The sequence below is a fragment of the Mycolicibacterium palauense genome (assembly GCF_002592005.1).
GTDB lineage: Bacteria > Actinomycetota > Actinomycetes > Mycobacteriales > Mycobacteriaceae > Mycobacterium > Mycobacterium palauense.
This window is the reverse complement of sequence record NZ_NVQF01000088.1, coordinates 1-22,792: the sequence shown is the minus strand read 5'-3', so window position 1 is coordinate 22,792 and position 22,792 is coordinate 1. Positions and strand designations below refer to the sequence as shown.

The window sequence follows — 22,792 nt, the reverse complement described above, 5'->3', positions numbered from 1 at the left end:
CCACAAAGGCAAACTGCTCGAACGGCCCACCGACATCACCCCACCGACACCGCCCTCAAACGACGACGAGCACACCGGAACGGAGGTCGCCTGAAACACCCCGATCCACAGGAATTGACAATTTCTCATGACTCCCGCGATGTCCGCGAACGGCGGCGAGGGGTCCGGGTAGGTCCATGCCGCCCGGGGCGCGACGGCCCGCGGTGTCACCAGGTCGGAGTAGCTCGCCCGGCCCTTCCACTCGCACCACGACGAACCCCCGGTGAGCCGCAGCACGCCCTCACCGAAGCAGTCCTGGGGCAGGTAATAGGTTGGGGGATGGTTGGTCTCGAGAACGCGCCGGGCCCGGTCGGTGTCGGCGATCACCCCACTACCCAGTTCGACGGTAATCGAGCCACGGAACTGTTCCAGCCGCGCCGGGCGTGGATAGTCCCACACCGACTCCTGGCCGGGCAGCGGTCGGTCGGGCACGGGCATGTTCCGAGCCTAGGTGCCGGGCACCGGCCCGGCGCGGCCCGTCGCCGGGCCGTCTACGTCCGCCGGTGCGGCATCCGCGCGTGATGATATCCCAGGACCGCAATGGATTTAAATTTCCGACCTATATGGTGTTAGTCTTCCGGCGCGGATGTATCTCTATGTCCGCATCTGAAATGAGAGAAGTAAGTAAATGGCACAGGGAACTGTGAAGTGGTTCAACGGTGAGAAGGGCTTCGGCTTCATCACCCCCGACGACGGCGCGAAGGACCTCTTCGTGCACTACTCCGAGATCCAGGGCAGCGGTTTCCGCACCCTCGACGAGAACCAGCGGGTTCAGTTCGAGGTGGCACAGGGAGCCAAGGGCCCCCAGGCGGTGGGCGTCTCCGCGGTCTGAGTAACTCACGGACTTGACGGTGGGCTGGTGCGGTGATCCGCGCCAGCCCACCGGCGTATCCGGGCCGATACGCGTGATGCTCGGATGGCGATGAACGCCGCGCGGTCGGACACCACGGCGGTCGTCGAGCTTGACCAGCGCCCCTGGCGGTCAGCGCGCCCGATCTCGCGGCGCGCATCTCGGCCAACATCTTGGGCGCACCGGACAGCCAACCCGAACACGAGTGCGATGCACCGCTGGACACCCTCGGGGCCTGACCCGACAGCTGCGGATCCATCGAGCCAACCATCCAGCTTCTCTACATGGACCCCAATACGGTTCGTCAGCGGTTGCGGAGGTTGGCGCCGCGTACCGGGGCCGGTGAACGATCCGCGGAGCTCAGCGGAACCGTTTCTCGCACTGGAGATGCACCGCTGACTCGCATCCCCTGACTGACCGCGGAACTCGACGGGGCCGGCCGCGGGTCAGCGGGTGAACTAGAGACATCTCGTTGCCGTGCCCCGTCGCGTCGGTCAGCCAAGCAGGTCCTTGGCGGCGACGGTGACGGACTTTTCGCCCTCCAACAGCACATGCGGATCTTCCAGCTCCCACCAACCGCAATAGGGTTCGCTGATGTCCCAACCCAGCAGACGTTGCACCCGCTCGGGATAGCGTTGAACCTGATCCTTGGGCACAGCAAGGTATTGATTCTCCTCCTGGCGGAGGTAGGCGCGGGCGAAGGCCAACACCATGGCCAGGCGCGGCTCGTCCTCGGTCACGTTCGCGCCGCCACCGTGGTATGTCGAACCGAGGTGGATCAGGCAGGAACCGCGGGTCATCTCTGCCGGCACGGCTTCCTCCACCTTTGGGGCGCGGTCGTCGTCCCACCTGTGGCTACCGGGAATCACCATGGTGGCGCCGTTGCGGGCGTGGTAGTTGGTCGCTGCAAACAACGCCTGGACCTGGCTTTCCGGACCGGGGTGCACCCGGTGGTGGAGGAAGTCGTCGCGGTGCAGCGGCTGGGCGGTTTCACCGGGGAAAATGTAAATCGCCGACGTGCAGGAGATCTGAACCTTGCTCTTGGACTCAAGTCGCTGCCCGCCGACCCAGCTGTAGGCCGTCTCCCGCCCCAGGATGGATTCGGCGGCCCCAAGCAGGTGGGGGGACACGACGACCTCGGCGTAACTCGGCGACTTTGACAGGATGCTCGACGTTCGGCGCGTCTTCGTCCCCATGAAATCGCCCTCACCCCAAGGGGTTAGGTCCAAGAATGGCTTGATCTCGTTGAATACCCGATCGATGAGTTCGCCGCTGACGGCATCCTTCACGATGACCCCGCCGTCGTGGTCGAGTACCTCGACTACGTCATCCACCGTGGCGCTGTAGGGCAGCGTGGTTAGTTGTGCAGGCACTGTGTGCTTTCCTTTCGGGGTTGTTGCGGCGTTACCGCGCGGTCCGCCCCTCGGCCCCGACCGAGGAGTCAAGGGGGCCGGAGCGACGATTCTTGATCCAGAAGGCGACGAAGCCGACTGCAGTGGCGATGAGGAAGACGTAGGACATTGCGTTTACGGGCGCAGGGGCCGGGTTGACGATGCCGTTGGCGTAGAGCCAGGCCATGGTGGACGCCCCCACCAGCGCGCAGACGACTACCCAGACGGTCAGACGATTCTCCCGGCGCAGCAGGACCACGGCGCCCGCGCAGATCAACAGGTACGGAATCACCCAGAAGTAGACCAGCAGTGTCGCCAGCGCGTAGTAGACGGTGAGGTAATCCTGGCGAGTTATCGTCATCACTGCCGTCATGGTCACGAATCCGAGAACTCCCAGAGTGATGATCGCCGCACCCGGGGTGTGGAAGCGTGCACCGACCGAGGCCAACGAATCGGGCAGCATACGTTCGGCCGAAAGTGTCGCGACGAATCGCGACCCGTAGTTGATGAAGCCGATCAGCGACGCGAAGGTTGCCAGGGCCAACAACAGATCGCAGGCCTGACCGAAAAGCGGGCTCAGACCCGCAGTCTTGGCCAGCGCCGAAGGGGCCGACTCGCCGGCGGCCAGCGCGTCGCCCGAAGCGCGGAGGCCGGGCACCTGCATAAACGTGGCAGCCAGATACAGCAGGCCGAGGACCACGGGAACGCTCATGACGGCCCACGGCACGCTGCGCCTGGGCTCCTTGGTCTCGGCCGCGAGGGCCGCGCAGCTTTCGAAGGCGACCAAGAACGCGGCGCCCGCGGCCAGGCCGGTGAAAACTCCCGGCCAGCTCGAACCCTGCATGCTCAACTGCGCGCCGAGATCGAGTCCGGTGTGGGCCGCACTGGCAATGGTGATGATGATGACCAGGGGCAGCGAGATGAGCGCCAACCCGACGGCGACGGTCACCGAGATATCGAGACCGCGGTAGGCGACCGCACAGGAGATGAGGATCGCCAGTGCGTAGATGCCGATCTGGAACGGCGTACTCTGCGCGGAGTCGACACCGACCGAATGCAGGAAGCTGCCCGCGTAGATCCCGATCAAGAAGGTGTTGCAGGACGTCTGGGCGATGTATCCGAGGAACAGCGATACCGCCATGAGCAGCTTGCTCCACGGTCCGAAGACGTGGGCGATGTAGGAGTACAGCGACCCGGTCACGACGAATCTCCGTGCGAAGGCGATGATCGCGATTCCGACGCCGATGAGTCCGACGAAGCCGAGCAGCGCGGCCAGCCAGCTGCCGTTGCCCGCGGCACCGAAAAGCAGGAACGGGAACGTCGCGATGCCGACTGCCGGGATGTAACTGGCGATCGCGAGCGCGGACAAGCGGCCACGGGTGAGATGGTTGGTCTGTAGGGCATGTTCGGGATCGTGGCCGTCCACGAGCGAGTTGACGTCGGTCACAGTTCTCCTTCAAGGACGAGTTGAGCGGCGGACAGGTTGTTACTTCTTGATACAGTCGTGTGACTAATTGGAAACACCGGCGGTGTCGGGTGGACGGAAGCGGTTGATCGTCGATGAGCAGTAGCTACGAGTCGATGGCGGTGCGACGCCGCCAGTTGATCGACGCCGCGGTCAGGGTGGTCACCCGCGACGGTGTCGCAAAGGCGACGACGCGCCGGATCGCCGACGAGGCCGGCGTCAACCTCGGCATGGTCCATTACGTCTTCGGGTCGAAGGAGAAGCTGCTCGCCGCGGTGTGCCTGGACGCGCACGAGTCCGAGGGCGCGTTGGACACTGCGAAGTCTCTGCCGCCGGAATGTGGTGTGCGGGTGTGCTTCCGTGCGGTGATCGAGGGTTTCCTTCATTCGCTGCATACCCAGACCGACCTGGCGATCGCGCAGTACGAGGTGCTGTTCTGGGTGCGGCGCAGCGATGGCGAGGGGGCGATGGCCCGCGCGGTGTACGACGAGTACCTGCGCACGCTGACCGATCTCTTCCGGCGCTCGGCCGCGCCGAACGAGCAACACCTCGATCCCTCGGTGCTGGCCCGATACGCCTTCATGATCGTCGATGGGATGTACCTGCAGCACATCACCGTTGGAACGTCGATCTTTCCGGCCGAGTTGGCGCCGTTGACCGAGGCTATGACCACGTTTGCCACCTCCCTTTCGGGTGTCTCCTCGCCGGCCGTTTAAGTTAGTCGGTCATACGACTAACTTGCTTTCGGCGACAGTAACCCGGTGCCGGGTCGCCTGCAACCGATATCCGTAAGTTATCTAGGTAATTGCGTCCTGTTGCGCGGCAGGAGCCGACCGTGCTCTACTCCAAGTTAGTCAGCCGACCGATTTGGAGGATCCATGACAGTTCCCACCCTCGCAGCCACTGCTTCGGTCGAAGACGCGTGCGCTGCACTCGACGAGTACGGCGTCGTGATCATCAACGACTACGCAAGCTCGAAGACCCTGGAGCAGCTGCGCGCCGATATCTATCCGCAGCTCGAGCACACCCCGTTCGGGGACGAGGGTTTCAGCGGTTCGAAGACCAAGCGGCTGTCGTCGTTGTTCGCGCGCTCGCTGGCCTGCGGTGATCTGATCACCCAACGGCACATGTTGGGAACGGCCAAGCGGTTTCTGCAGGAGCCCAACTCCCGGACCGTGTACTACGGCGAGCCGACGGCCATCACGCCGACGGTGCAGGTCGGGTTCGCGCAACTGATTCAGATCTGGCCGGGGCAACAGGCCCAGGGGCTGCACCGCGACGACAGTGTCCATCTGCGTCCTCACCCCGGGCCGAACACCCGAATGCAGTTCATGCTCGCGATGGACGACTTCACCGAGGAGAAGGGAGCCACGCTGGTGATCCCGGGCAGCCACACCTGGGACGATGCGCGTGAACCGAAGATGGATGAGACCGTCTCAGCGGTGATGAAAACCGGTGCGGCGGCGATCTTCCTGGGTGCCACCTATCATGCCGGCGGGCACAACCGTTCCGACGAACCCCGTACCGGGCTGTCCATGGCGATCGACGTCGGCAATGTCCGCCAGGAAGAGAACCAGTACCTGGCGATTCCGCGAGACGTTGTGCTGCAGTACCCGACGGAGGTCCGCGAGCTCCTCGGCTGGCGGGTCTGCCCCCCGTACCTCGGGTGGTATGAGATGAATGATCCGAGCGTGCTACTGGAGAATCCCGACGACGACAAGCTGGTCGCCCGCAGCGACCTGTTTGCCTGATGCGGGCCCCGGAAGCAGCGGCGCACGAGTGGGTGTCCACCACGGCGCGTTCGGGACTGCGCGTCGAACGCAACCGTTGGGCCGCGCCATTCACTCGGCGGCTGGCGCGGCGGCTGGTGCTCTCCGCACCCCGCGGGCTGCCCGACCTCGACGCGTTGATCCATGACGGGGATCAAAAGCAGTGGGCGTCGGTGCGGATCTCGAATGGCCTGGCCGCAGTGACCGACGGGGTGGGCAGTATCGATGATGTGGACGTTCGTGACACGGTGGCAATCGATTTCCCGCGGGGAATCGAAAACTATGGCGGCATTGCGGAGGACAAACGAGCGGCGCTGAGCCGCGCGGTCGAGTGCCCGAACGAACTGGACTGGGTCGCCGAACTGGACGACTTCTGGCGCCAGCACGGCAAGTCACCCGGCATGCCGGGATCGCTTCACGTCAGGGATCACCAGGGCAGAACGCACGTCGTCGGGCGCGCCGACACCGCGTTCGAGGTTCACGGCGACGGAGCGGTCCTGGGGAGGGTCTTCAGCGGGGACATGCTGTTCGACGAAGCACTGTTCAGCCACCTGTTGCGAATCGTCGGCGGGCTGGCCGAGGTGTCGGGGTTGATCGGTGCAACGATGCGGGAGGCGTACGGTGGTTTTGAAGTCTGAGGCAGGCGGGGCGGCAGTGCCGCAAGGTCCGACCCTGGTGGAGTATCTGAATCTCGACGGAACGCACTCCAGTAAGGTGCTTGCGCCGGCCAAGTTCGTCAAGGGCGTCGAATGTGGCTGGAACTGGCCTGATTTGGCGTTCGGCCTGAGTCTCGGTAACGACGTGCAGTTCGGCTTCGACTGGGGCAGTTGGCGCGGGGAACTGCCCGACGTCACGCTCAAACCCGACATGCGCACCTTGCGGCATGGTCAGGCCGGTGCGCCGGCGAGGGTGATCGCGGACTTCTACGACAACGACGGCTTCAGGCTGCCGGTATGCCCGCGGGGCCTGCTGCGCAGCGTCGTGGATCGTCTCGGTGGCCACGGCTTCACCGCGCTGGTGGCAGTGGAGCTGGAGGTCACCCTCTTCCAGGAGAGTTACCTGGAGGCAACGCGCCTGGGATACACCGGCCTGACCCCGCTGGGCGGCACGTCCGGAGCGATGCTGGTGATGTCGAAGTCCGCCGACTATCATGCCTTCGTCAACCGGCTCATCGAGCGCCTCGATGATCTCGCGGTGCCGTGGGAGGCGTGGAGCGACGAGGCCGCGGTCGGCCAGCTGGAGATCAATCTGATCCCTACCCCGGCTCTTGACGCCGCCGACCACGTGATGCGCGCCAAGCAGGCCATCCGCGACACCGCCCACGAGCTGGGACACAGCGCGACGTTCATGTCGAAGTGGGATTACGCCGAGTACGGGCAGGGCGCGCACGTCAACCTCTCGCTCCTCGATGAGTCCGGCGACAACGTGTTCTCCTCCGACGGGGCCCCGACACCGGCGATGCGGCGTGCGGTGGCGGGACTGCTGCGCACGCTCCCCGGGTTCTCGTCGCTGGCCATGCCGCTTCCCAACTCCTATCGGCGGCTCGCCGAACTCGAGGGACCGCCGACAACGGTGACGTGGGGTGTGGACAACAAGTCATGCGCGCTGCGGGCCGTGGTGGCACCCGGCGGGTCGGCGCGTCTCGAGCACCGTCTTCCCGGTGCCGACTCAAACTCCTATCTGGTGCTTGCCGGGATCCTCGGCGGGATCTGTGTCGGTGTTGAGAAGGAACTTGAACCGCCCCAACCCGTCACCGGGCTGGCGTGGATGCGTCCGGAAGGACAACTGGTCAGGGTGCCCCACAACATCCTCGAGGCTGCCGAAGCGTTCGAGCAGGACGACATGCTTCGCGACGTTCTTGGCGGCCAATTCGTCGACTACTGGGTCGGCACCCGCCGCTGGGAGTGGCGGGCATTCCACGAGTCCGGCGCAACCGCGTCCTCGATCAGCAAGTGGGAGACGAACCGCTATTTCGAACAGGTCTGAGCCCGACTCCACATCACAGATCCGAAAGACAACCCCAGTGACAGCACAACTGAACTCCAGCTACACCGCGAAACTCGCCCCACAGGTCTACGCCTACATCCAGCCGGACGGCTCGTGGTGGTTGAACAACGCCGGGTTCGTCGGTCCCGCCGAGGATACCGTCCTGATCGACACCGCGGCGACCGAGTCGCGGACGCGAGCGCTCATCGCGAGTATGGCTTCGGCGCTCGGGGCCGAGCCCACGGTGCGATCCATCGTCAACACTCACCATCACGGCGATCACACGTTCGGCAACTGCATGTTCGCGGGGGCGACGGTGGTCGGCCACCGACACTGCCGTCGGGATGCACTCGATTACGGCGACCCGCCAGTCCTGACGAGCTGGCGCCAGATCGACTGGGGGAAAGTCAAATGCGTAGCACCCCACCTCGTCTTCGACCAATCGGTCGAACTCATCGCCGGTGACACGACGCTGCAGGTCATGCATGTGGGACGACGGGCACACACCGCCGGAGACGTCATTGTGTGGATTGCCCGGCATCGGGTCCTTTTCGCCGGAGACCTGCTCTTCAGCGGCGGTACCCCCTTCGTGCTGTCCGGTTCTGTGGCGGGCTCCATCGCCGTCCTGGAGACGGTGCTGAAGCCGCTCGGCGCCCAGACGATCGTCGCGGGGCACGGACCGCTGGCCACGGCGGACCTCATCGACGACACCGCGGAGTATCTGAAGTTCATTCAACGGGTCTCGGTTCAGGGCGTTCGCGCGGGCCTGCCGCCCCTGCAGGCCGCCGAACGCGCCGACCTGGGCAGATACGGAAGTTGGTTGGACGCGGAGCGCATTGTCGGGAATCTGCACCGCGGTTACCACGAAGCCAGCCAGGGCAAGTTCGCGTTCGATGAGGCCCGCGCGCTTTCGGACATGGTGGCCCTCAACGGCGGCCCGTTGACGACGTACGCCTGAAAGTGGGTGATTCGGATGCGATTTGTGCAATTCGCCAATGGGCAAGGCGGTATCGAAGCGGCCGTCGTCGATGACGGAGCCCTGTATCCGGTCGGGGTGGCGATGCAGCACCTGATCGGTGAGGGGTTGAATTCCGCTCTCTGCCGGGGCGCGACGGCGATCGCCGAGCACCCACCGGTGGCGCAGGAGGGTCCCGGTACCGGCCTCGTTCCGTTGTATCCGCGAAGCTTCCGCGATTTCATGACGTTCTACGAGCACACCGTGGGTACATCGGGAACCGGTGTCGTCAGCGCCGAGTGGTATGAGCAGCCGGTGTTCTACTTCTCCAACACCTCAACGTGCATTCCCGGCGACGGAACAGTGGTGGAGTATCCGCCCGGATCGGTGCAACTCGACTTCGAACTCGAAGTGGCGGCGGTGATCACCGGGCGGGGGCGTAACCTGACCGCGGCCGGAGCCGCGCGACACGTGTTCGGTTATACGATCGTCAACGACTGGTCGGCGCGGGACACTCAACTGCGGGAGATGCGCGTGGGCCTCGGGCCGGCCAAAGGCAAGGACTTCGCGACGACGATCGGCCCGTGCATCGTGACGGCCGATGAATTCGAGGACCGGCGGACCAGTGACGGCCGGCTGGATGCGGATGTTCGCGCCTACGTCAACGGGCAGCTCGTGTGTGCCGACAATCTGGTGAACATGTCGTGGCGCTTCGAGGAACTGATCGCCCAAGCGTCCCGGGGCAGCGTGGTCGACAGCGGCGACATCGTCGGCTCGGGCACCGCCGGTAACGGTGGCTGTCTACTCGAGTTGCGGCGTAGCGGCCAGGAGTCACCGGACTACCTGGCTCCGGGTGACGAGGTGCGGCTCGAGGTGGACGGCCTCGGCTCGATCACCAACATTGTCGGATCCCACACACAGGCACCGCAGGTCGGTCGTGCCCGGCCGCCGCTGCGGCCCAGACGGCACACCACCGCCGCGGTCTTCGGCACACGCTGAACCGACCGGGCTCGTGCAAACCACGCAAAGGATGAATGTGACTGCGATAGAGGAACGTGACGTACTGGTGATCGGTGCGGGCTTCGGTGGGCTGTGCGCCGCCGTGAAGCTGGCCGAGGCCGGGGTGGGCAACTTTCTTGTACTGGACAAGGGTGAGACCGTGGGTGGCACCTGGCGCGACAACGACTATCCGGGTGCGGCCGTGGACATCTCGACGTTGCAGTACTCGCTGTCGTTCGAACCCGGCAAGGATTGGAGCCGGATCTACGCAACCCAGCCGGAGCTGCTCGGCTACATCCGGGGAATCATCGAGAAGCGTCGCCTGAACGGCCACTTCCGGTTCAACACCGAAGTGACCGGGCTGACCTGGGACGAAGAGGCCCTGTGCTGGGATGTCGCGGTCGACGGGCGACCGGCTTACCGCGCCCAGTTCGTCATCAGTGCCACCGGAATCCTGTCCAGTCCTCGCATCCCCGCGATCGAGGGCGCTGAGTCCTTCCCGGGGCCGTCGTTTCACTCGGCCCACTGGGGCCATGAGGTTGATCTCCGGGACAAGCGCGTGGCAGTCGTGGGCGCCGGTGCCAGCGCCGTTCAGTTCGTGCCCGCAATCGTCGACGACGTGGCGTCGATGACGGTGTACCAACGTTCGGCACCGTGGGTGTACCCGCGGGGCGACCGGCTCATCACCGGATGGGAACGGTTCGCCTACCGGTATATCCCGGGGGCGCTGAGGCTGCGACGATGGCAGCGCTGGGTGAAAAACGACATCGACCAACTCGTGTTGGAACGCAACGGCAAGGGCGTGGAAACATACCGTGCCGCCGGCCTGGCCCACATCCAGGCGTCGATCGCCGATCCTGAGCTGCGCGCACTTGTCACCCCCGACTATCTGCCCGGGTGCAAGCGACGGGTCATCTCTGACGATTGGTATCCCGCTCTGCAACGACCACACGTCGAGGTCACCAAGGCGTCGCCTCGGCGTATCGGCGGCACCACCATCGTCGATACCGACGGCGTTGAGCGTGACTTCGATGTGCTGATCTACGGGACGGGCTTCGCCGCCACCAGCTTCCTCGGTTCGGTCCGGGTCACCGGATGCGACGGTGAGGACCTGCATCGGCACTGGGCCGCCGGAGCGTCCACGCATCTGGGTATCACCGTGTCCGGCTTTCCGAACTTCTTTCTGGTGTTCGGACCCAATACTGGCCTCGGCAACAACTCTGCCCTGGTCATGATCGAAAGCCAGGTCCGCTACATCGTGGCGGCGGTAACCTACCAACGCCGCAGGGCCATCCGCGCACTCACCGTCAAACCCACCGTCGAGCGACACAGCTACGCAAGTGTCCAGCTGCGTTTCGACGGGACGGTCTATACCAGCGGGTGCGCGGGCTGGTACCAGTCCCCGGACGGGCATGTCGACACGCTGTGGCCGGGTTCGACCGCCGAGTACTGGTGGAAGACACGCAAGTTCGATCGCGGGAGTTACCAACAGCTGGATCCGGCGAGCGCCACGGCGGGCAGCGGGACAACGCGCCGCGAGGTCACGGTCGGCGGGCCGAAATGACCGTCCGTCGGCCACCGCCGCTGATCGCTGTCACCGGTCGCCGGGTCGACGGCGACTTCGTGCGCGATGTCGACCCGCGGTTTCGCGGTGAAGCCATCGACATGTACTACGCGTCCTACTCCGAATCGCTGCTTCGGGCGGGTGCTAGCAGTGCGTATGTGCCTTATGAGGCGCTGGGACGGGGCTGCCTCGGCCGGTTCGACGGTCTGGTGCTCTCCGGTGGCCAGGACATTTCGGCCGCGGTGTCGGGGGCGCTGACAACCGCGGAGGAGGTGGAGGCACCGGGCGGCGGGCCAGGGGAGGCGAGCATCCGGCGTGACAACCTCGAACTGGATCTCCTGCGCGAGGCATTCACCCTCGACATCCCGGTCCTTGGGGTCTGCCGCGGCGCGCAGTTGCTCAACGTCGCCCACGGGGGCAGCCTGGTTGCGCACCTGCCACGGTCCTCGGTGCAGCACAACGATCCGTCCGGGCCTCCCGCGCAGTCACATTCGGTGCGGTTTGTGCCGGGAACCCTGGCGCACTCGGTGTTCTCCGCACACCGGACGGTCAATTCGTGGCACCACCAGGCAGTGGACGTCGCCGGGCGTGGTGTGGTGGTGGCCGGACGCTCCGCCGACGACGTCGTGGAGGCGATCGAGATTCCCGGCAGGCGGGTACTCGGTGTCCAGTGGCACCCCGAGCTGACCCCCGGGATCGACCCCGCGCTGCAATGGCTGGTCGAGGAGGCCGCAGCCGCGGCGGTGCGCGCTTCCGGCCGTGTCAGTGCGTGACCGAGTGACCGCCGCCGGGAGCGGCATCACCGGCGATAGCCCCGGCACCGGCGGCACCCGAGCTCACCGCAACTGCCGCTCCGCGATGAAGTGCTGCGAGATCGCCGGCCCGTCGGTGTACTGCTCGACGTTCTGTTCGATCAGCTGATCCGATCCGGTCAGCCGGGTGTAGTGCTGGCGCATGTGCTCGCCCCAGGAGCGCACGATGAACGTCTCGACGAACGTCGACTCCTGTTCGACGCTGCGGAACAGGCGCCACTGTGCGGCGCCGGTGCGCTGCCGGGAGCGGCCCTGGACCACCATCGCGGCCAGGAACGCCTGCTCGTCCTCGGGCCTGACCTTGTAGGAGGTCAGTACCAGCACCGGGCCGTCGGGCGCCTCGGGTTCGAACACCAGCGCCGGTTCGGGCCAGTGCGCCGACGGTGTCAGATCCAGGTTCCCGGTGCGTGCGTGCAGCGGCCACCACAGCGAGGACAGCGCGCACACCACCAACAGCATCGCGCTCACCAGCAGGCTGGTCACACTGCTGGTGCCGTCGGCCACCAGCCCCCACACCAGCGAGCCCACCGCCTGTCCACCCATGAAGATCAGCTGGTAGACCGACAACCCGCGGGCCCGCACCCAGCCGGGCAGGCTCAACTGCATCGCGGCGTTCAACGTCGACAGCGTCAACAGCCACGCCGTGCCGCCGATCACCAGCGCCGCCAGCACCGCGGCCACATCGGGCACCAGCGCCAGCACCGCGGTGGCCACGGCGAACCCGACCGCCCCCGCGGACAGCAGCGTATTCTGCCCGAACTTCGCCCGCAGGCGACCCAACCCGAAGGCGCCGAGCACCGCGCCAACCCCGAGCGCACCCAGCAGCACGCCGTAGCCCGCCGAGCCCAACCCCAGCTGATCTTTGGCGATGACGGGCAGGAGCCCCCACAGCGCGCTGGCCGGCGCAATGAACAGCGCGGTACGCAGCAGGATGCGCCGCACGATGGGCGAGCTGCGGATGTAGCGCCCGCCGGCGCTCAGCGCCGCCAGCGCCCGCTCCGAGGGCAGCGTCTGGTCCACGGGCGGGCGGCGCCAGATGACGAGCACCACCACGATGCCGATGAACGACACTGCGTTGAGCGCGAACACCAGCGTCGGCCCCGACAGCGACACCAGGGCGCCCGCGATGGCCGGCCCGATTGCCCGCGCACCGTTCATGCTCATGCTGCCCAGCGCGGCAGCCGCCGGGATCTCCCGGGGCTCAACCAGGTCGGGCTGGATGGCCTGCCAGGCCGGCGCGGTCAGCGCCTGCCCGCACCCGATGAGGAACAGCAGGGTCAGCAACACCGCCGGGGTGGTCAGCCCGGAGCCGGTCAGCGCGGCGAGCAGCCCCACGCCGGCGGCCATCGCACCCTGGGTGGCGATCAGCAGCCGCCGCCGGTCGACGAGGTCGGCGAGCACCCCCGAAGGCAGGGCCAGCAGCATCACCGGCAGCGTCGTGGCGGTCTGCACCAGCGGCACCAGCACCGCTGCGCGGGGGTCGCCGACCAGCATCCACTGCGCGCCCACCGTCTGCATCCAGGTGCCCAGGTTGGACACGAACTGCGCGATCCACAGTGCCCGAAAGATCGGCGAGCGCAGCGGTGCCCAGGTCGAGACCGCCACCGTCGGGGCTCCCGCCGCCGTCATCGCTTACCGCCGTGTCCGCTCACCCGCTCAATCTAGCCATCACGCCGGCGGTGGGAGAGCAGCATGGCGCTTGGGCAGGTCCCGCCGCTGACGTCCTGCCGGGATGCGGCAGCGTGTCAGCAGACCAGTTCGCGGATGTCCTCGGCCGTAAGCGCGGCACCGAACGCATTGCCGTCGTCGATCACCGAGGCGAAAAGCTGCGCCTTGCGCGCGTTGAGCGCGACGACCTTCTCCTCGATGGTGTCACGGGCTATGAGCCGGTACACCATGACGTTGCGGGTTTGCCCGATGCGATGCGTGCGGTCAACGGCCTGGGCCTCGACGGCGGGATTCCACCACGGGTCCAGCAGGAAGCAGTAGTCCGCTTCGGTCAGATTCAGACCGAATCCGCCGGCCTTGAGGCTGATGAGGAATGCCGGTGCGCCACCGTCCTTGAAGCGCTCGATCGCCCTGCCGCGGTTACGGGTTCGTCCATCCAGATAGCAGTAGTCGATTCCCTCGGTGTCCAGCCGCTGGCGGACCTGTCCCAGGAACCGGGTGAATTGGCTGAACACCAGCGCACGGTGACCGCCGTCGACAACCTCCCTCATGTGCTCGACCAGCGCGTCGATCTTGGCGCTGGGCAGCTGGGCATCGGTTGGGTCGACCAGTCCCGGGTGTAGTGCCAGCTGGCGCAACACGGTCAGCGATTTCAGGATGGTGAACCGGTTGCGCTCGACGTCCTCGAGGAGACCGAGCACCTTCTGTCGTTCCCGCTGCAACCGCTTGTCGTAGATTCTGCGGTGCCGGGGAGACAACTCGACTTCGCGGATCTGACTCTGCTTTGCCGGCAGATCGCCGGCCACCAGGTCCTTGGTGCGACGCAGGACAAGTGGCTTGATCCGCCGGCGGAACAACGCGAGACGGTCGAGGTCACCGGTCTTCTCGATGTGCTTGGCGAAGTAGTCGGCAAAGGCGCCGGGGTTGGGGAACAGTCCGGGAGCGGTGATCGACAGCAGTGCCCACAGCTCCATCAGGTTGTTCTCCATGGGCGTGCCGGTGATCGCCAGCTTGATCGGCGCGCCGAGTCGGCGGGCGCATTGATAGGTCTTGGCCTGGCGGTTCTTCACATACTGGGCCTCATCGAGGATCAGCCCCGACCAGGATCGCTCGGCGTGTGCGTCGAAGTCGAGCCGGAACAACGTGTACGAAGTGATGACGACGTCGGCGCCGAGCAGCCGATCTTCGAGCCCGATGCCGGAGCGCGCCACGGTGTCGGTGAGGGTCACCACTGTGAGATCGGGAGCAAAGCGCGCCGCCTCCGATGCCCAGTTGGTGACGACGCTGGCCGGTGCGACAACCAGGAAAGGCCAACCGTCGGGCTGGGCCCGTCGGACGTGCTCGATGAGGGCCAGCGTCTGCAGCGTCTTGCCGAGTCCCATGTCGTCGGCCAGGATGCCGCCCAAACCGTGCGCGTGCAGGGTCGCCAGCCAGGAGAATCCGTCGCGTTGGTACGGCCGTAGTTCGGCACGCAGTGTCGGGGGCACCGGTATCGGGTCGATGGCTTCGATGGCCCGCAAGCCTTGGACCTGCCGGGTCCATTCCTCAGCCTGCTGTACCACGACGCCCAACTCGGCCAGGTCGTCGAACAAACCCGCCTGGAACCGGCTGATCCGCGGGGTTTCCTCGGCATCGGTCAGGGCGCGCGCCTCGTCGATGAGGGCGCGCAGCCGCACTAACTCAGGCTTGTCCAAGGCAAAGTACGCACCGTTGGGCAACAGTAGATATTCCTGCCCGGAGGCCAGCGCGGTGAAGACGCTGCGGAAAGGGACCTCCCGGCCTTCGACGGTGATGGTGATGCCCAGATCGAACCAGTCGGTCTCGCCGGGCACCGCTTCGGTGCGGACACCGATGGACAGTGTCCCGCCCGCTTCCCGGTAGTCCGCCGGATCACCGGTGACCTCGAGGCAGATGTCGGGGTGGTCGGCAAGCAACGGCTGGAGCTCGGTGGCGAAGCGCATCGTGTCCAGTCCACCGCGGCTGGCCTGCGCGACGAGTGCCCCATCGGGCTGGCGCAACCCGAACTGTTCCAGCGGGGCATCGATACGATTGGAGAGCCGCTGCTCGGCTCCGAGGTCACGGTGGCCACCAGTATCGGGTTCGTCGACCCGGTTGCGGATCTCCGCGTCGCCAACCCGGTAGGACCAGCACCAGGTCAGTTCCAGAGAGTGCGCGTCTCGGTAGTCGGCGACCAGCACGAGCGCGGGGCCCAAGACCTCCGGTGGTGTAAACGCCCCGTCCGTGGAGCTCACCGTGCAGACGCGGGCCAGCGCCGGGTAGTAGTCGGCCGCGAAGCGGCTGGTGTCGGCCGCCGGAATCGCTAGTGATTCGCCGTGAAGAGCCATCTCTTGCAGCGGCTTGGGAGCCGGCGTCGCAAGACGCGCCAGTCGCAGCCCGCCGTCGAGATAGCCCACGCCGTGTCCGGCTGAACCGATGAATCCGGCGGCCGCTCGGGGTGCATCGTCGACCCGCAACACCGGTGTCACGCTGAATCCACCCAATGCAGCCGCTGTCACGTCGAGACAGATGACTGCGAGGCCGGGCGGCGGAACCTCGTCACCGCTCCCGGCCCGCAGCAGACGGACCCCGGCGCGGCGTGCCTCGTCGAGCAGGGGCCACAGTTGGGGGGATTCGAAGCGGGACAAGTCGATCGACTTGACCGTCCCGTACATATAACTCACATAGCTCGAGGGCTCGCTCGTCCGGTACAGCGAGTACAGGGTGCGCAGCACCTCGATGTGTTGGCGGCGATAGCCGCGGTGGCCCAACACGTCCAGGCCGCTCCAGCTCAGGTCCCCGGCGACCCACCCCCCTCGCTTTCCCGGACGCACCAGACGGGCGTCGAGCGAGTAGGCGAGCCCGTCGGTCACCGCGGAGATCTGGATCGCGATCGGCGTCGTAGCCTCGGCGTCCGGGCAGGCGGTGGGGAGCAGTGCGCCGAGGGAATGCTGCCAACCGTCCCGCTCCGGCTCCGCGCCCGCTCGGCCGGCGAAAACGAGCACCGCCGCCACGTGTTTGCAGTTCACTTGCATGGGGCAGCTGCATCGGCCGCTGCGGAATCGCCAACCGTCGAAGGCTCTGGCGAGCTGCACCGCCGTGGTGTAATGCCGGCCGCGATTGCCCCGGACCGAACCGATCAGGCTGCCGGAGTCCGCGTTCCACAGGCACCGTGTCACACGTCGGTCCGCTGCATAGTCCCGTCCGCGGTCATAGGCGTCACGGCCCAGGGAAGCCGCAGCATCCCCAAGTGCGATTGCGGGGTAGGAAGTCGAGGTCACAGGCTGCACGGTAATTCGAGACCCCGACAATTCGAGGCGATCGCGGCCGTGACCGCATCCAGATTGGTGCCAATGAGACGGATGAGGTCTGCCGGAAGTCGGCCGTCAGACCGGAGCGGGCACCCGCGCGGCCCCCGGCGCCGGCGACGACGGGGGCGAAGAAACCATCTCCTGGCGCAGCGCGGTGAAGTCCGAGATGGTTCGGGTCGCCACGGTGGCCACCGGCCGCGCGTCGCGCCCGGTCGCCTCCTTCTTCGACACCATCACCACGCTGTCGATATAGGGCTGGATGGTGGTCGCGTTCTGCACGGTGGCGACGATGACAAGCTGGAAGCCGAACTTGCGGAACGCCGAGAGCGCCTGCTGGGCGAACTGCGGGTCGGACTTGGAGAACGCCTCGTCGAGCATCAGCTGGGCGAACACCGGCCGGTTGTCGCCGCTGCCCGGGCTGGCCAGGTTGAAGCTCAGCGCCCCCGCCAGGCAGAACGCCATCAGCTTCTCCTGCTCGCCGCCGGAGTTGTCCCCGGCGTTGGAATGCGTGCGGATCAGCTCGTCGCTGGCGGAGTCCCACTCGGCGCAGTCGAAGGCGAACCGGTTGCGCACGTCGAGCGCGTCGCGGGTCCAGGCCCGGTCCTCCGGGGCGGTGGAGGCCAGCCGGTTGCGCAGCCGCAGGATGTCGGCGTACTGGTCCAGGATCGCCTGCTTGTCGCCCAGCCCCACCTCGGCGATGCGCCGCGAGATCGCCTTGACGATCTCGGTCAGCTCGTTCACCGCGGGCAGCGGGCGGGGGGTGGCCCGCAACGTCAGCCGGGTGCCGCGGTTGAACTCGACGGCGCCCAGGCCGGTGTTGACCCGGTCGATCTGCTCGGCGATGCGCCGGGTCTCCTGCTCGGCCACCCGGTGCAGCGTCAGGATCGCGTCCGGTGCCTGCTCGGTCACCAGGCGCATCATCCGCTCGTAGGCCTCGGGCAGCTCGCGTTCGTCGATGTGGCGGCACAGCGCGACGTAGTCGTGCACCCGCTCGTCGAACACGTCGCTGTCGTTGGGGATCGCGTCGGGGAAGGCGGTGTCGAAGGTGTTGAGGATCCGCGCCAGCTCGTCGTAGGAGCGCCGCCGGCTCTCGCGCAGCTGCTCGCGTTCCCGCTTGACCGCGGCGAACAGCGCGTCGCGGTGCGGTTCGGGGCCCAGCAGCTCCAGGCTCACCGGCACCTCGGCGGCATAGCGGTGCAGCAGCTCGGTCAACGGCTCGGAGACGAACGCCGGGGACAGTCGCTCCTGCAGTTCCAGCAGCTGGGTGCGCCGCCCGTCCAGGTCGTCGCGGCGGGTCTGGATCGCGCCGCGCCGCGTCATCAGCGTCTGGATCTCACCCCAGCACTCCTCGGCGCGCGCCGAGAGCGCCTCGATGTCGGGATGGTCGGCCAGCAGGATCTCGAACTGCTCGCGCAGCCGGTCGGCGTGCTTGTCGGCGGTCTCGGTGTCGATGTGGTTCCACTGCGGGTACTGCTCGCAGATCGCCTTGCAGGCCGCGGCGCGGTCCCGCCACTGCTGGCGCTGCGCGGCGATGTCGTCGGCGGCGCGGCGGGCCTGCTGGTAGTTCTGTTCGGCGGTGCCCAGCTCGACGGTCAGCGCGTCGATCTTGTTGGCGATGTCGCCCTGGTAGATGTACTCCGAGGGTTTGAGCGCACGGCGGTCGTCCTTGACCGCCAGCCGCTCGGAGTCCTTGTACAGGCCGGTGTCGGTGACCGCGCGGCGGAACCGGGCGAACACATCGGGGGTGTCGACGCAGACGTGGTTACCCGCGGCGGCCACGACGTCGGCGGCCTCGGCGGCGCACGGATGGGCCGGGTCGACGAGGAACAGCTTGCCCGCCAGTGTGTTTTGATCCGCCTCGGCCGGTGTCGCGCCGATCAGGCTGGTGCGCACGTGGTGCAGCTGCAGCCGTCCGCGCATGTTGGTCTCGTTGACGAACCGCAGCACCGCGCCGTGGTGGCGTTCGGGCACCAGCAGCCGCAGCCCCACCCCGCGCAGCACCTTCTCCACCGCCACCCGCCAGCGGCCGTGCTCGGGGCGCAGGTCCAGCAGTTCGGCGACGTAGGGCAGTTCGGCGGGTTCGACGCCCACCGCCGCGCAGATGGCCTCGCGCATGGTGATCGCCGACTCGGGCAGCGCGGAGCCCACCTGCTCGACGCGTTTGAGCTCCTTGGCGGCGTCGTCGCGGGCCATCCGCGCCACCTTCTGCGCGTACTCGGCGTCGGTGGCGGCCTCGCGGCCGCGGTCGAGTCTGGCCAGCAGCTCGGTGGCGGTGGCGCTCAGTTCCTCGCGCAGATTCCAGTACTCGTCGGCGGTGTCGGGGGTGTCGAGGCCCTGCGCCACCACGAGCGTCTCGTAGGCGGCGCGGCGCCGGGAGACCTCCTCGGCGTGGGCCTCGGCGGCGGCCACCTGCGACTGCAGCGGGCCGATGCTCGAACCGGACCCGCTGATCTGCGCGTTGAGCGAATCGGCCTCGGCCTTGGCCAGATTCAGCGAGCGGGTGACGTCCTCGTACTCGTTGCCGAGCTGGTCGATGGTGGCGTCCAGCGAGGCGATCTGGGCCGGGCACTGGGCGAGCCGGACGTGGTCGGTGTAGGCGCGCACGGTGTGCTGGTCGACGAGGTCGATGATGCCCAGGTCCGAGGACTCCGAGGCGTAGCGCTGCTGGATCTTCTCGATGTCGCCGAGGATCTTGCGTTTGCGCTGGGCGACGGCCAGCAGCTCGCGGGCCTCCACCAGCGGGTCGATCTGCTTGAGCGCCTCGGGCAGGCGGGCCAGGCTGTCGGGTTCGTCGAGCATGAACTCGCGGACGAACTGCTCCAGCCCGCCGACGCTCTTGAGCGACTTGGCCTTGCCGAGCAGCTGCTGGGCGGCGTCGGAGGCGCGGATGCCGATGGTGGCGTAGAGCTGGGCCAGGTACTGCGACTCCACCTTGGTGGAGAACCGCCAGTCGTCCTTGAACACCCCGGCGTCGAAACGCCCGGCGGCCCAGCGGTTGCAGACGTCCTCGATGTTGCGGTCGCCGTCGGCGAGCACGAACCGGCTCGAGGAGTCCGAGCGGGATTCGCCGGTGAGCCATTTGAGCACCAGGCCGGTGACGGTGCGGCCGGTGTCGCTGGCGTAGGTGACCGCGATCGCCGACCAGGCGGTGCCCTCGCCGCGCAGGTACATCACCTTGGCGGTGCCGCCGTCGCTGCGCTGGCCCCACGCGCCGCGGATGTACTTGTCCACGGTGCGCCGGCCCGCGCTGGCCCCGGCCGCGGTGTTGTCGCCCGAGGCGTTGAAGTTGCGCCGGTTGAACGGCAGGAAGCCCAGCGAGATCGCATCCAGCAGTGAGGATTTCCCGCTGCCGGAGGCGCCGGCGATCAGCGCGCCGCCCGAGCTGAATCCAATGTCGTGGTAGCCGTCGAACACGCCCCAGTTGATGACCTGCAGGCGGGCCAGGTGGAACTGCTCAGTCATCGAGTTCGCCTTCTGCCGCCGGATCCTCGGTGTCCTCGCTGTCGTCGGCCGGTCGGGGGGTGCCACCGGAGAGCAGAACCTCGAACTGGCGCTGCAGTTCGGTGATCACCGAGGCGGTCATCACCGCGGTGATGACCGGGCTGACGGTGTAGCTGTCCTCGTCGTCGCGGCTACGGCGCAGGATCTCCAGCGAGGTCAGCCGGGCGATGGCCGCGTCGATGCGGGCGGTGAACGTCACCGCGTCGCGGTCGACGTCGTTGAGCACCCCGGAGAACATGCCGTGCATCTCGTCGCGGCTGATCAGCACGTTCTGATCGCCCGAGGCGCGCATCAGCTGGGCCAGGTGCAGCGCGAGGATGGAGTCGTAGGTGCCCAGCGGTTCGCGGCGCAGCAGCTTGACCCCGCGGGCGGACTCGTAGCGGGCCTGCTCGACGAACGCGATCCCGTCGCCCACGTCCACACCGTCGGCCACGCGCAGCAGCAGGTCCAGCTCGGACAGCCGCACCGCCAGCTGGGCGCGGTACTCCAGCACCCAGCTGTAGAGGTCGCGGTCGGATTCGGCGCTGATGTAGCGGCGGGTCAGCAGGTGCTGCAGCGCCCAGCAGGCCCGGTCGGGCAGTTCGCTGACGTCGCCGTCGAACCGGGGGCGGCGCTGCTGCGGGATGCGGGCGCTCTGGTCGACCTCGGGCAGCGCCGAGAGCGCGGCGTAGTCGGGCTGGTCGGTGTGTTCGGGAGCCTGCGTCACTGGGCGGCTCCGGCCAGGCTGGAGACGGGCTCGGTGAACATCAGCTGCGGGACCTCCATCTCGCGGTCGCGGCCGTCGAGGGACCGGAAGCGCACCGTCATGGACGCGGGGGACTGCGGGGTGTCGTGGCTGCCGGGCTGTTTGAGCGCCCACGACCAGAGCACGATGACGTGCCCGAGGTAGGCGGCGTCGAGCATGCCCACCGCGTCGGGCAGGGAGAGCCGGCCGGCGCTGTCCAGGGCGGTGTTGATCATCTCCGACATCGCCGGCGCGTCGACCTGGGTGGTCAGCGCGGCGAAGCCCGACAGGTCCACCTCACCCTCGGCGGGCCGGGCCGGGCGCGGGTTGGACAGCTCGCCGATGCGGAAGCCCAGGGCGCCAACGGAACTGATGGCGTGGCGGGCCAGCGGCAGCTCGAGGTCGAGGCGGGAGTCGGTCAGCGACGCCTTGAGCAGGGCCCGCGCCGAGCCGATGGCCTCGCCGAGCTGGCGGGCCACCCCGCGGTTCTGTTCCAGGGTGCCGAAGGCGGTGAACCGCTTGACCCGCTGCGCGCAGCGCTGCTGGATGCGCTCGACCTCGTCGATCTGGTGGCCGACCAGGTCGAAGAAACCGGTCATCACCGTGCGCAGCGCCGGGTCCAGCGCGGGCAACGCCTCGGCGACGGCGGCGACGTCGGCCTCGAACTCGGCGCGCTGCTCGGGGTCGTTGACCATCCGCAGGAACGCCCGGTGTGAGTCGCGGCCGCGGGACTCCCAGGCGGTCTGGTAGTCGGCGTACATCCGGCGCTGCCGGTCGCGGTAGGCGGCGTTGGAGTCGATCGGCTCGTCCAGCGCGGCGGTGGCCTGTTCGATCATGGTGCCGTACTGGCCGATGTCGGTGATCAGCCGTTCCATCTGCAGCGCGATCGCGCGGGCCTCGTCGTAGGAGTCGGTGAGGTCGGGGTCCGGGCGCTCCTCGATGTGGCCGGTGTCGGGGGAGTCCAGGGCGTCCAGTTCGGCGCGCAGCGCGGCGATCTCGGCCTCGATGCCGGCGCGGATGCGCTCGGGGTCGTTGCCGACGCGCAGGGCCACCTGCTTGAGCCGGCCGGCGATGCCGTGGATGGACCCGCCGGTGGCGATGGTGTCCCTGCGGCGCATGCCGCGCACGAAGTCCAGCGCGCGGCGGGCCTCCTGGGTCAGGTAGCACAGGTTGCGTTCGTAGCCCGCCGAGCGGGTGTCGGTGACCCGGTGCACCCAGCCCTGGCTGGCCCAGGACTTGATCAGCGCGAGCCCGGACTGGCCCTCGGGCGGGCCGCCGGCCTCGTGCAGGTCGTCGAGGTCGCGTTCCAGCGCGACGACGAGCTCGGTCTCGGCGACCACCCCGCCGGACAGGTGGCGTTCCATCAGCGTGGCGTAGAGGCCCAGGTTGTGGGTGGCCAGCAGCCGGACGGTCGGTGAGCCCTGCAGGTCGCGGTTGAGGTCGAGCAGCTCGGCCGGCGTCGGTGTGCTGTCGTCCACTGCCTCCCCCTTCCTGCTGACGCGTGCGGGCCGGCTCGGGCGGTCCGGGCTCGGACGGTCCAACTTAGAGCACGGCGCCGACATCGAGCGGGGGCGCGGGGGTCGGGGCGGGGTGTGTCGGGCGTGTCGGGTCTCAGGCGTCACGTGAGTCCCTCTGGTCACCGGCCGAGGGGGTGTTCGGGGTGCCGCCCGGCCGGCCCGCACGCGTCAGCAGGAAGCCACCCGTCCCAGGCCGCCGGGGGCCCCCCATTTTCCCACCTCCGCCTCACACACCACGCCGGGC

Annotated in this window: 16 protein-coding genes and 1 pseudogene; 9 read left to right on the top strand and 8 right to left on the bottom strand. The window is 67.6% G+C overall.

The window, feature by feature from the left end; all coding sequences use genetic code 11:
* Positions 1-126: 126 nt before the first annotated feature.
* Positions 127-477: pseudogene (locus CSR00_RS24890) on the bottom strand (DUF427 domain-containing protein); the annotation flags it as partial.
* A gap of 190 nt (positions 478-667) precedes the next feature.
* On the opposite strand from CSR00_RS24890, the gene CSR00_RS24885 reads away from it, so the two are divergent.
* A complete protein-coding gene (locus tag CSR00_RS24885; protein ID WP_099025088.1) occupies positions 668-871 on the top strand; it encodes a cold-shock protein in 204 nt (67 codons plus the stop codon).
* A 512-nt stretch (positions 872-1,383) separates the two neighbouring features.
* Here the strand turns inward: CSR00_RS24885 and CSR00_RS24880 are convergent.
* Positions 1,384-2,262, bottom strand: a complete 879-nt coding sequence (locus tag CSR00_RS24880; protein ID WP_176562251.1) for a phytanoyl-CoA dioxygenase family protein — start codon at positions 2,260-2,262, stop codon at positions 1,384-1,386.
* A gap of 31 nt (positions 2,263-2,293) precedes the next feature.
* Positions 2,294-3,727, bottom strand: a complete 1,434-nt coding sequence (locus CSR00_RS24875; protein ID WP_099025086.1) for an APC family permease — start codon at positions 3,725-3,727, stop codon at positions 2,294-2,296.
* A 113-nt stretch (positions 3,728-3,840) separates the two neighbouring features.
* Here CSR00_RS24875 and CSR00_RS24870 point away from each other — a divergent pair, with 113 nt between their 5' ends.
* From CSR00_RS24870 to CSR00_RS24835, 8 genes are all read left to right on the top strand, one after another.
* On the top strand, positions 3,841-4,461 hold the full coding sequence (locus CSR00_RS24870) for a TetR/AcrR family transcriptional regulator (RefSeq protein ID WP_099025085.1): 621 nt from the start codon (positions 3,841-3,843) through the stop codon (positions 4,459-4,461).
* Positions 4,462-4,623: 162 nt separating this feature from the next.
* Entirely contained in the window at positions 4,624-5,496 is an 873-nt protein-coding gene (locus CSR00_RS24865) for a phytanoyl-CoA dioxygenase family protein (RefSeq protein ID WP_099025084.1), read from the top strand.
* Positions 5,497-5,528: 32 nt separating this feature from the next.
* Entirely contained in the window at positions 5,529-6,152 is a 624-nt protein-coding gene (locus CSR00_RS24860) for a hypothetical protein (protein WP_141564479.1), read from the top strand.
* Between the two features lie 37 nt (positions 6,153-6,189).
* Positions 6,190-7,500 carry a glutamine synthetase family protein gene (locus CSR00_RS24855; RefSeq protein WP_141564478.1) on the top strand — a complete coding sequence of 437 codons (1,311 nt, stop codon included), beginning with the start codon at positions 6,190-6,192 and terminating at the stop codon, positions 7,498-7,500.
* Between the two features lie 121 nt (positions 7,501-7,621).
* Positions 7,622-8,458: an MBL fold metallo-hydrolase gene (locus tag CSR00_RS24850; RefSeq protein WP_176562250.1), complete on the top strand. Its 837-nt coding sequence runs from the start codon at positions 7,622-7,624 to the stop codon at positions 8,456-8,458.
* A gap of 15 nt (positions 8,459-8,473) precedes the next feature.
* Positions 8,474-9,454 (top strand): fumarylacetoacetate hydrolase family protein, encoded by a 981-nt coding sequence (locus CSR00_RS24845; protein WP_099025080.1) that lies wholly within the window; start codon positions 8,474-8,476, stop codon positions 9,452-9,454.
* 37 nt (positions 9,455-9,491) lie between these two features.
* Positions 9,492-11,018 (top strand): flavin-containing monooxygenase, encoded by a 1,527-nt coding sequence (locus CSR00_RS24840; RefSeq protein WP_176562249.1) that lies wholly within the window; start codon positions 9,492-9,494, stop codon positions 11,016-11,018.
* Positions 11,015-11,791: a gamma-glutamyl-gamma-aminobutyrate hydrolase family protein gene (locus CSR00_RS24835; protein ID WP_099025078.1), complete on the top strand. Its 777-nt coding sequence runs from the start codon at positions 11,015-11,017 to the stop codon at positions 11,789-11,791. The genes CSR00_RS24840 and CSR00_RS24835 overlap by 4 nt, the downstream gene beginning before the upstream one ends.
* Positions 11,792-11,854: 63 nt before the next feature.
* On the opposite strand, the gene CSR00_RS24830 is transcribed toward CSR00_RS24835, so the two are convergent.
* The 5 genes from CSR00_RS24830 to CSR00_RS24810 all read right to left on the bottom strand — a co-directional run bounded on the left by CSR00_RS24830 (position 11,855) and on the right by CSR00_RS24810 (position 22,509).
* Positions 11,855-13,459, bottom strand: a complete 1,605-nt coding sequence (locus CSR00_RS24830; protein ID WP_099025077.1) for an MFS transporter — start codon at positions 13,457-13,459, stop codon at positions 11,855-11,857.
* Between the two features lie 116 nt (positions 13,460-13,575).
* Positions 13,576-16,776: a DEAD/DEAH box helicase gene (locus CSR00_RS24825; protein WP_099025076.1), complete on the bottom strand. Its 3,201-nt coding sequence runs from the start codon at positions 16,774-16,776 to the stop codon at positions 13,576-13,578.
* A 105-nt stretch (positions 16,777-16,881) separates the two neighbouring features.
* On the bottom strand, positions 16,882-20,268 hold the full coding sequence (locus CSR00_RS24820) for an ATP-binding protein (protein ID WP_099025075.1): 3,387 nt from the start codon (positions 20,266-20,268) through the stop codon (positions 16,882-16,884).
* Entirely contained in the window at positions 20,261-21,013 is a 753-nt protein-coding gene (locus tag CSR00_RS24815; RefSeq protein WP_099025074.1) for a DUF4194 domain-containing protein, read from the bottom strand. Before CSR00_RS24815 ends, CSR00_RS24820 begins: the two co-directional genes overlap by 8 nt.
* On the bottom strand, positions 21,010-22,509 hold the full coding sequence (locus CSR00_RS24810) for a DUF3375 domain-containing protein (protein ID WP_245906498.1): 1,500 nt from the start codon (positions 22,507-22,509) through the stop codon (positions 21,010-21,012). Before CSR00_RS24810 ends, CSR00_RS24815 begins: the two co-directional genes overlap by 4 nt.
* Positions 22,510-22,792 lie beyond the last annotated feature (283 nt).

Coding starts and splice junctions, on each gene's coding strand:
- CSR00_RS24885 (WP_099025088.1), top strand. CDS start 668: ATGGCACAGGGAACTGTGAAGTGGTTCAACGGTGAGAAGGGCTTCGGC.
- CSR00_RS24865 (WP_099025084.1), top strand. CDS start 4,624: ATGACAGTTCCCACCCTCGCAGCCACTGCTTCGGTCGAAGACGCGTGC.
- CSR00_RS24870 (WP_099025085.1), top strand. CDS start 3,841: ATGAGCAGTAGCTACGAGTCGATGGCGGTGCGACGCCGCCAGTTGATC.
- CSR00_RS24820 (WP_099025075.1), bottom strand. CDS start 20,268: ATGACTGAGCAGTTCCACCTGGCCCGCCTGCAGGTCATCAACTGGGGC.
- CSR00_RS24835 (WP_099025078.1), top strand. CDS start 11,015: ATGACCGTCCGTCGGCCACCGCCGCTGATCGCTGTCACCGGTCGCCGG.
- CSR00_RS24830 (WP_099025077.1), bottom strand. CDS start 13,459: ATGACGGCGGCGGGAGCCCCGACGGTGGCGGTCTCGACCTGGGCACCG.
- CSR00_RS24845 (WP_099025080.1), top strand. CDS start 8,474: ATGCGATTTGTGCAATTCGCCAATGGGCAAGGCGGTATCGAAGCGGCC.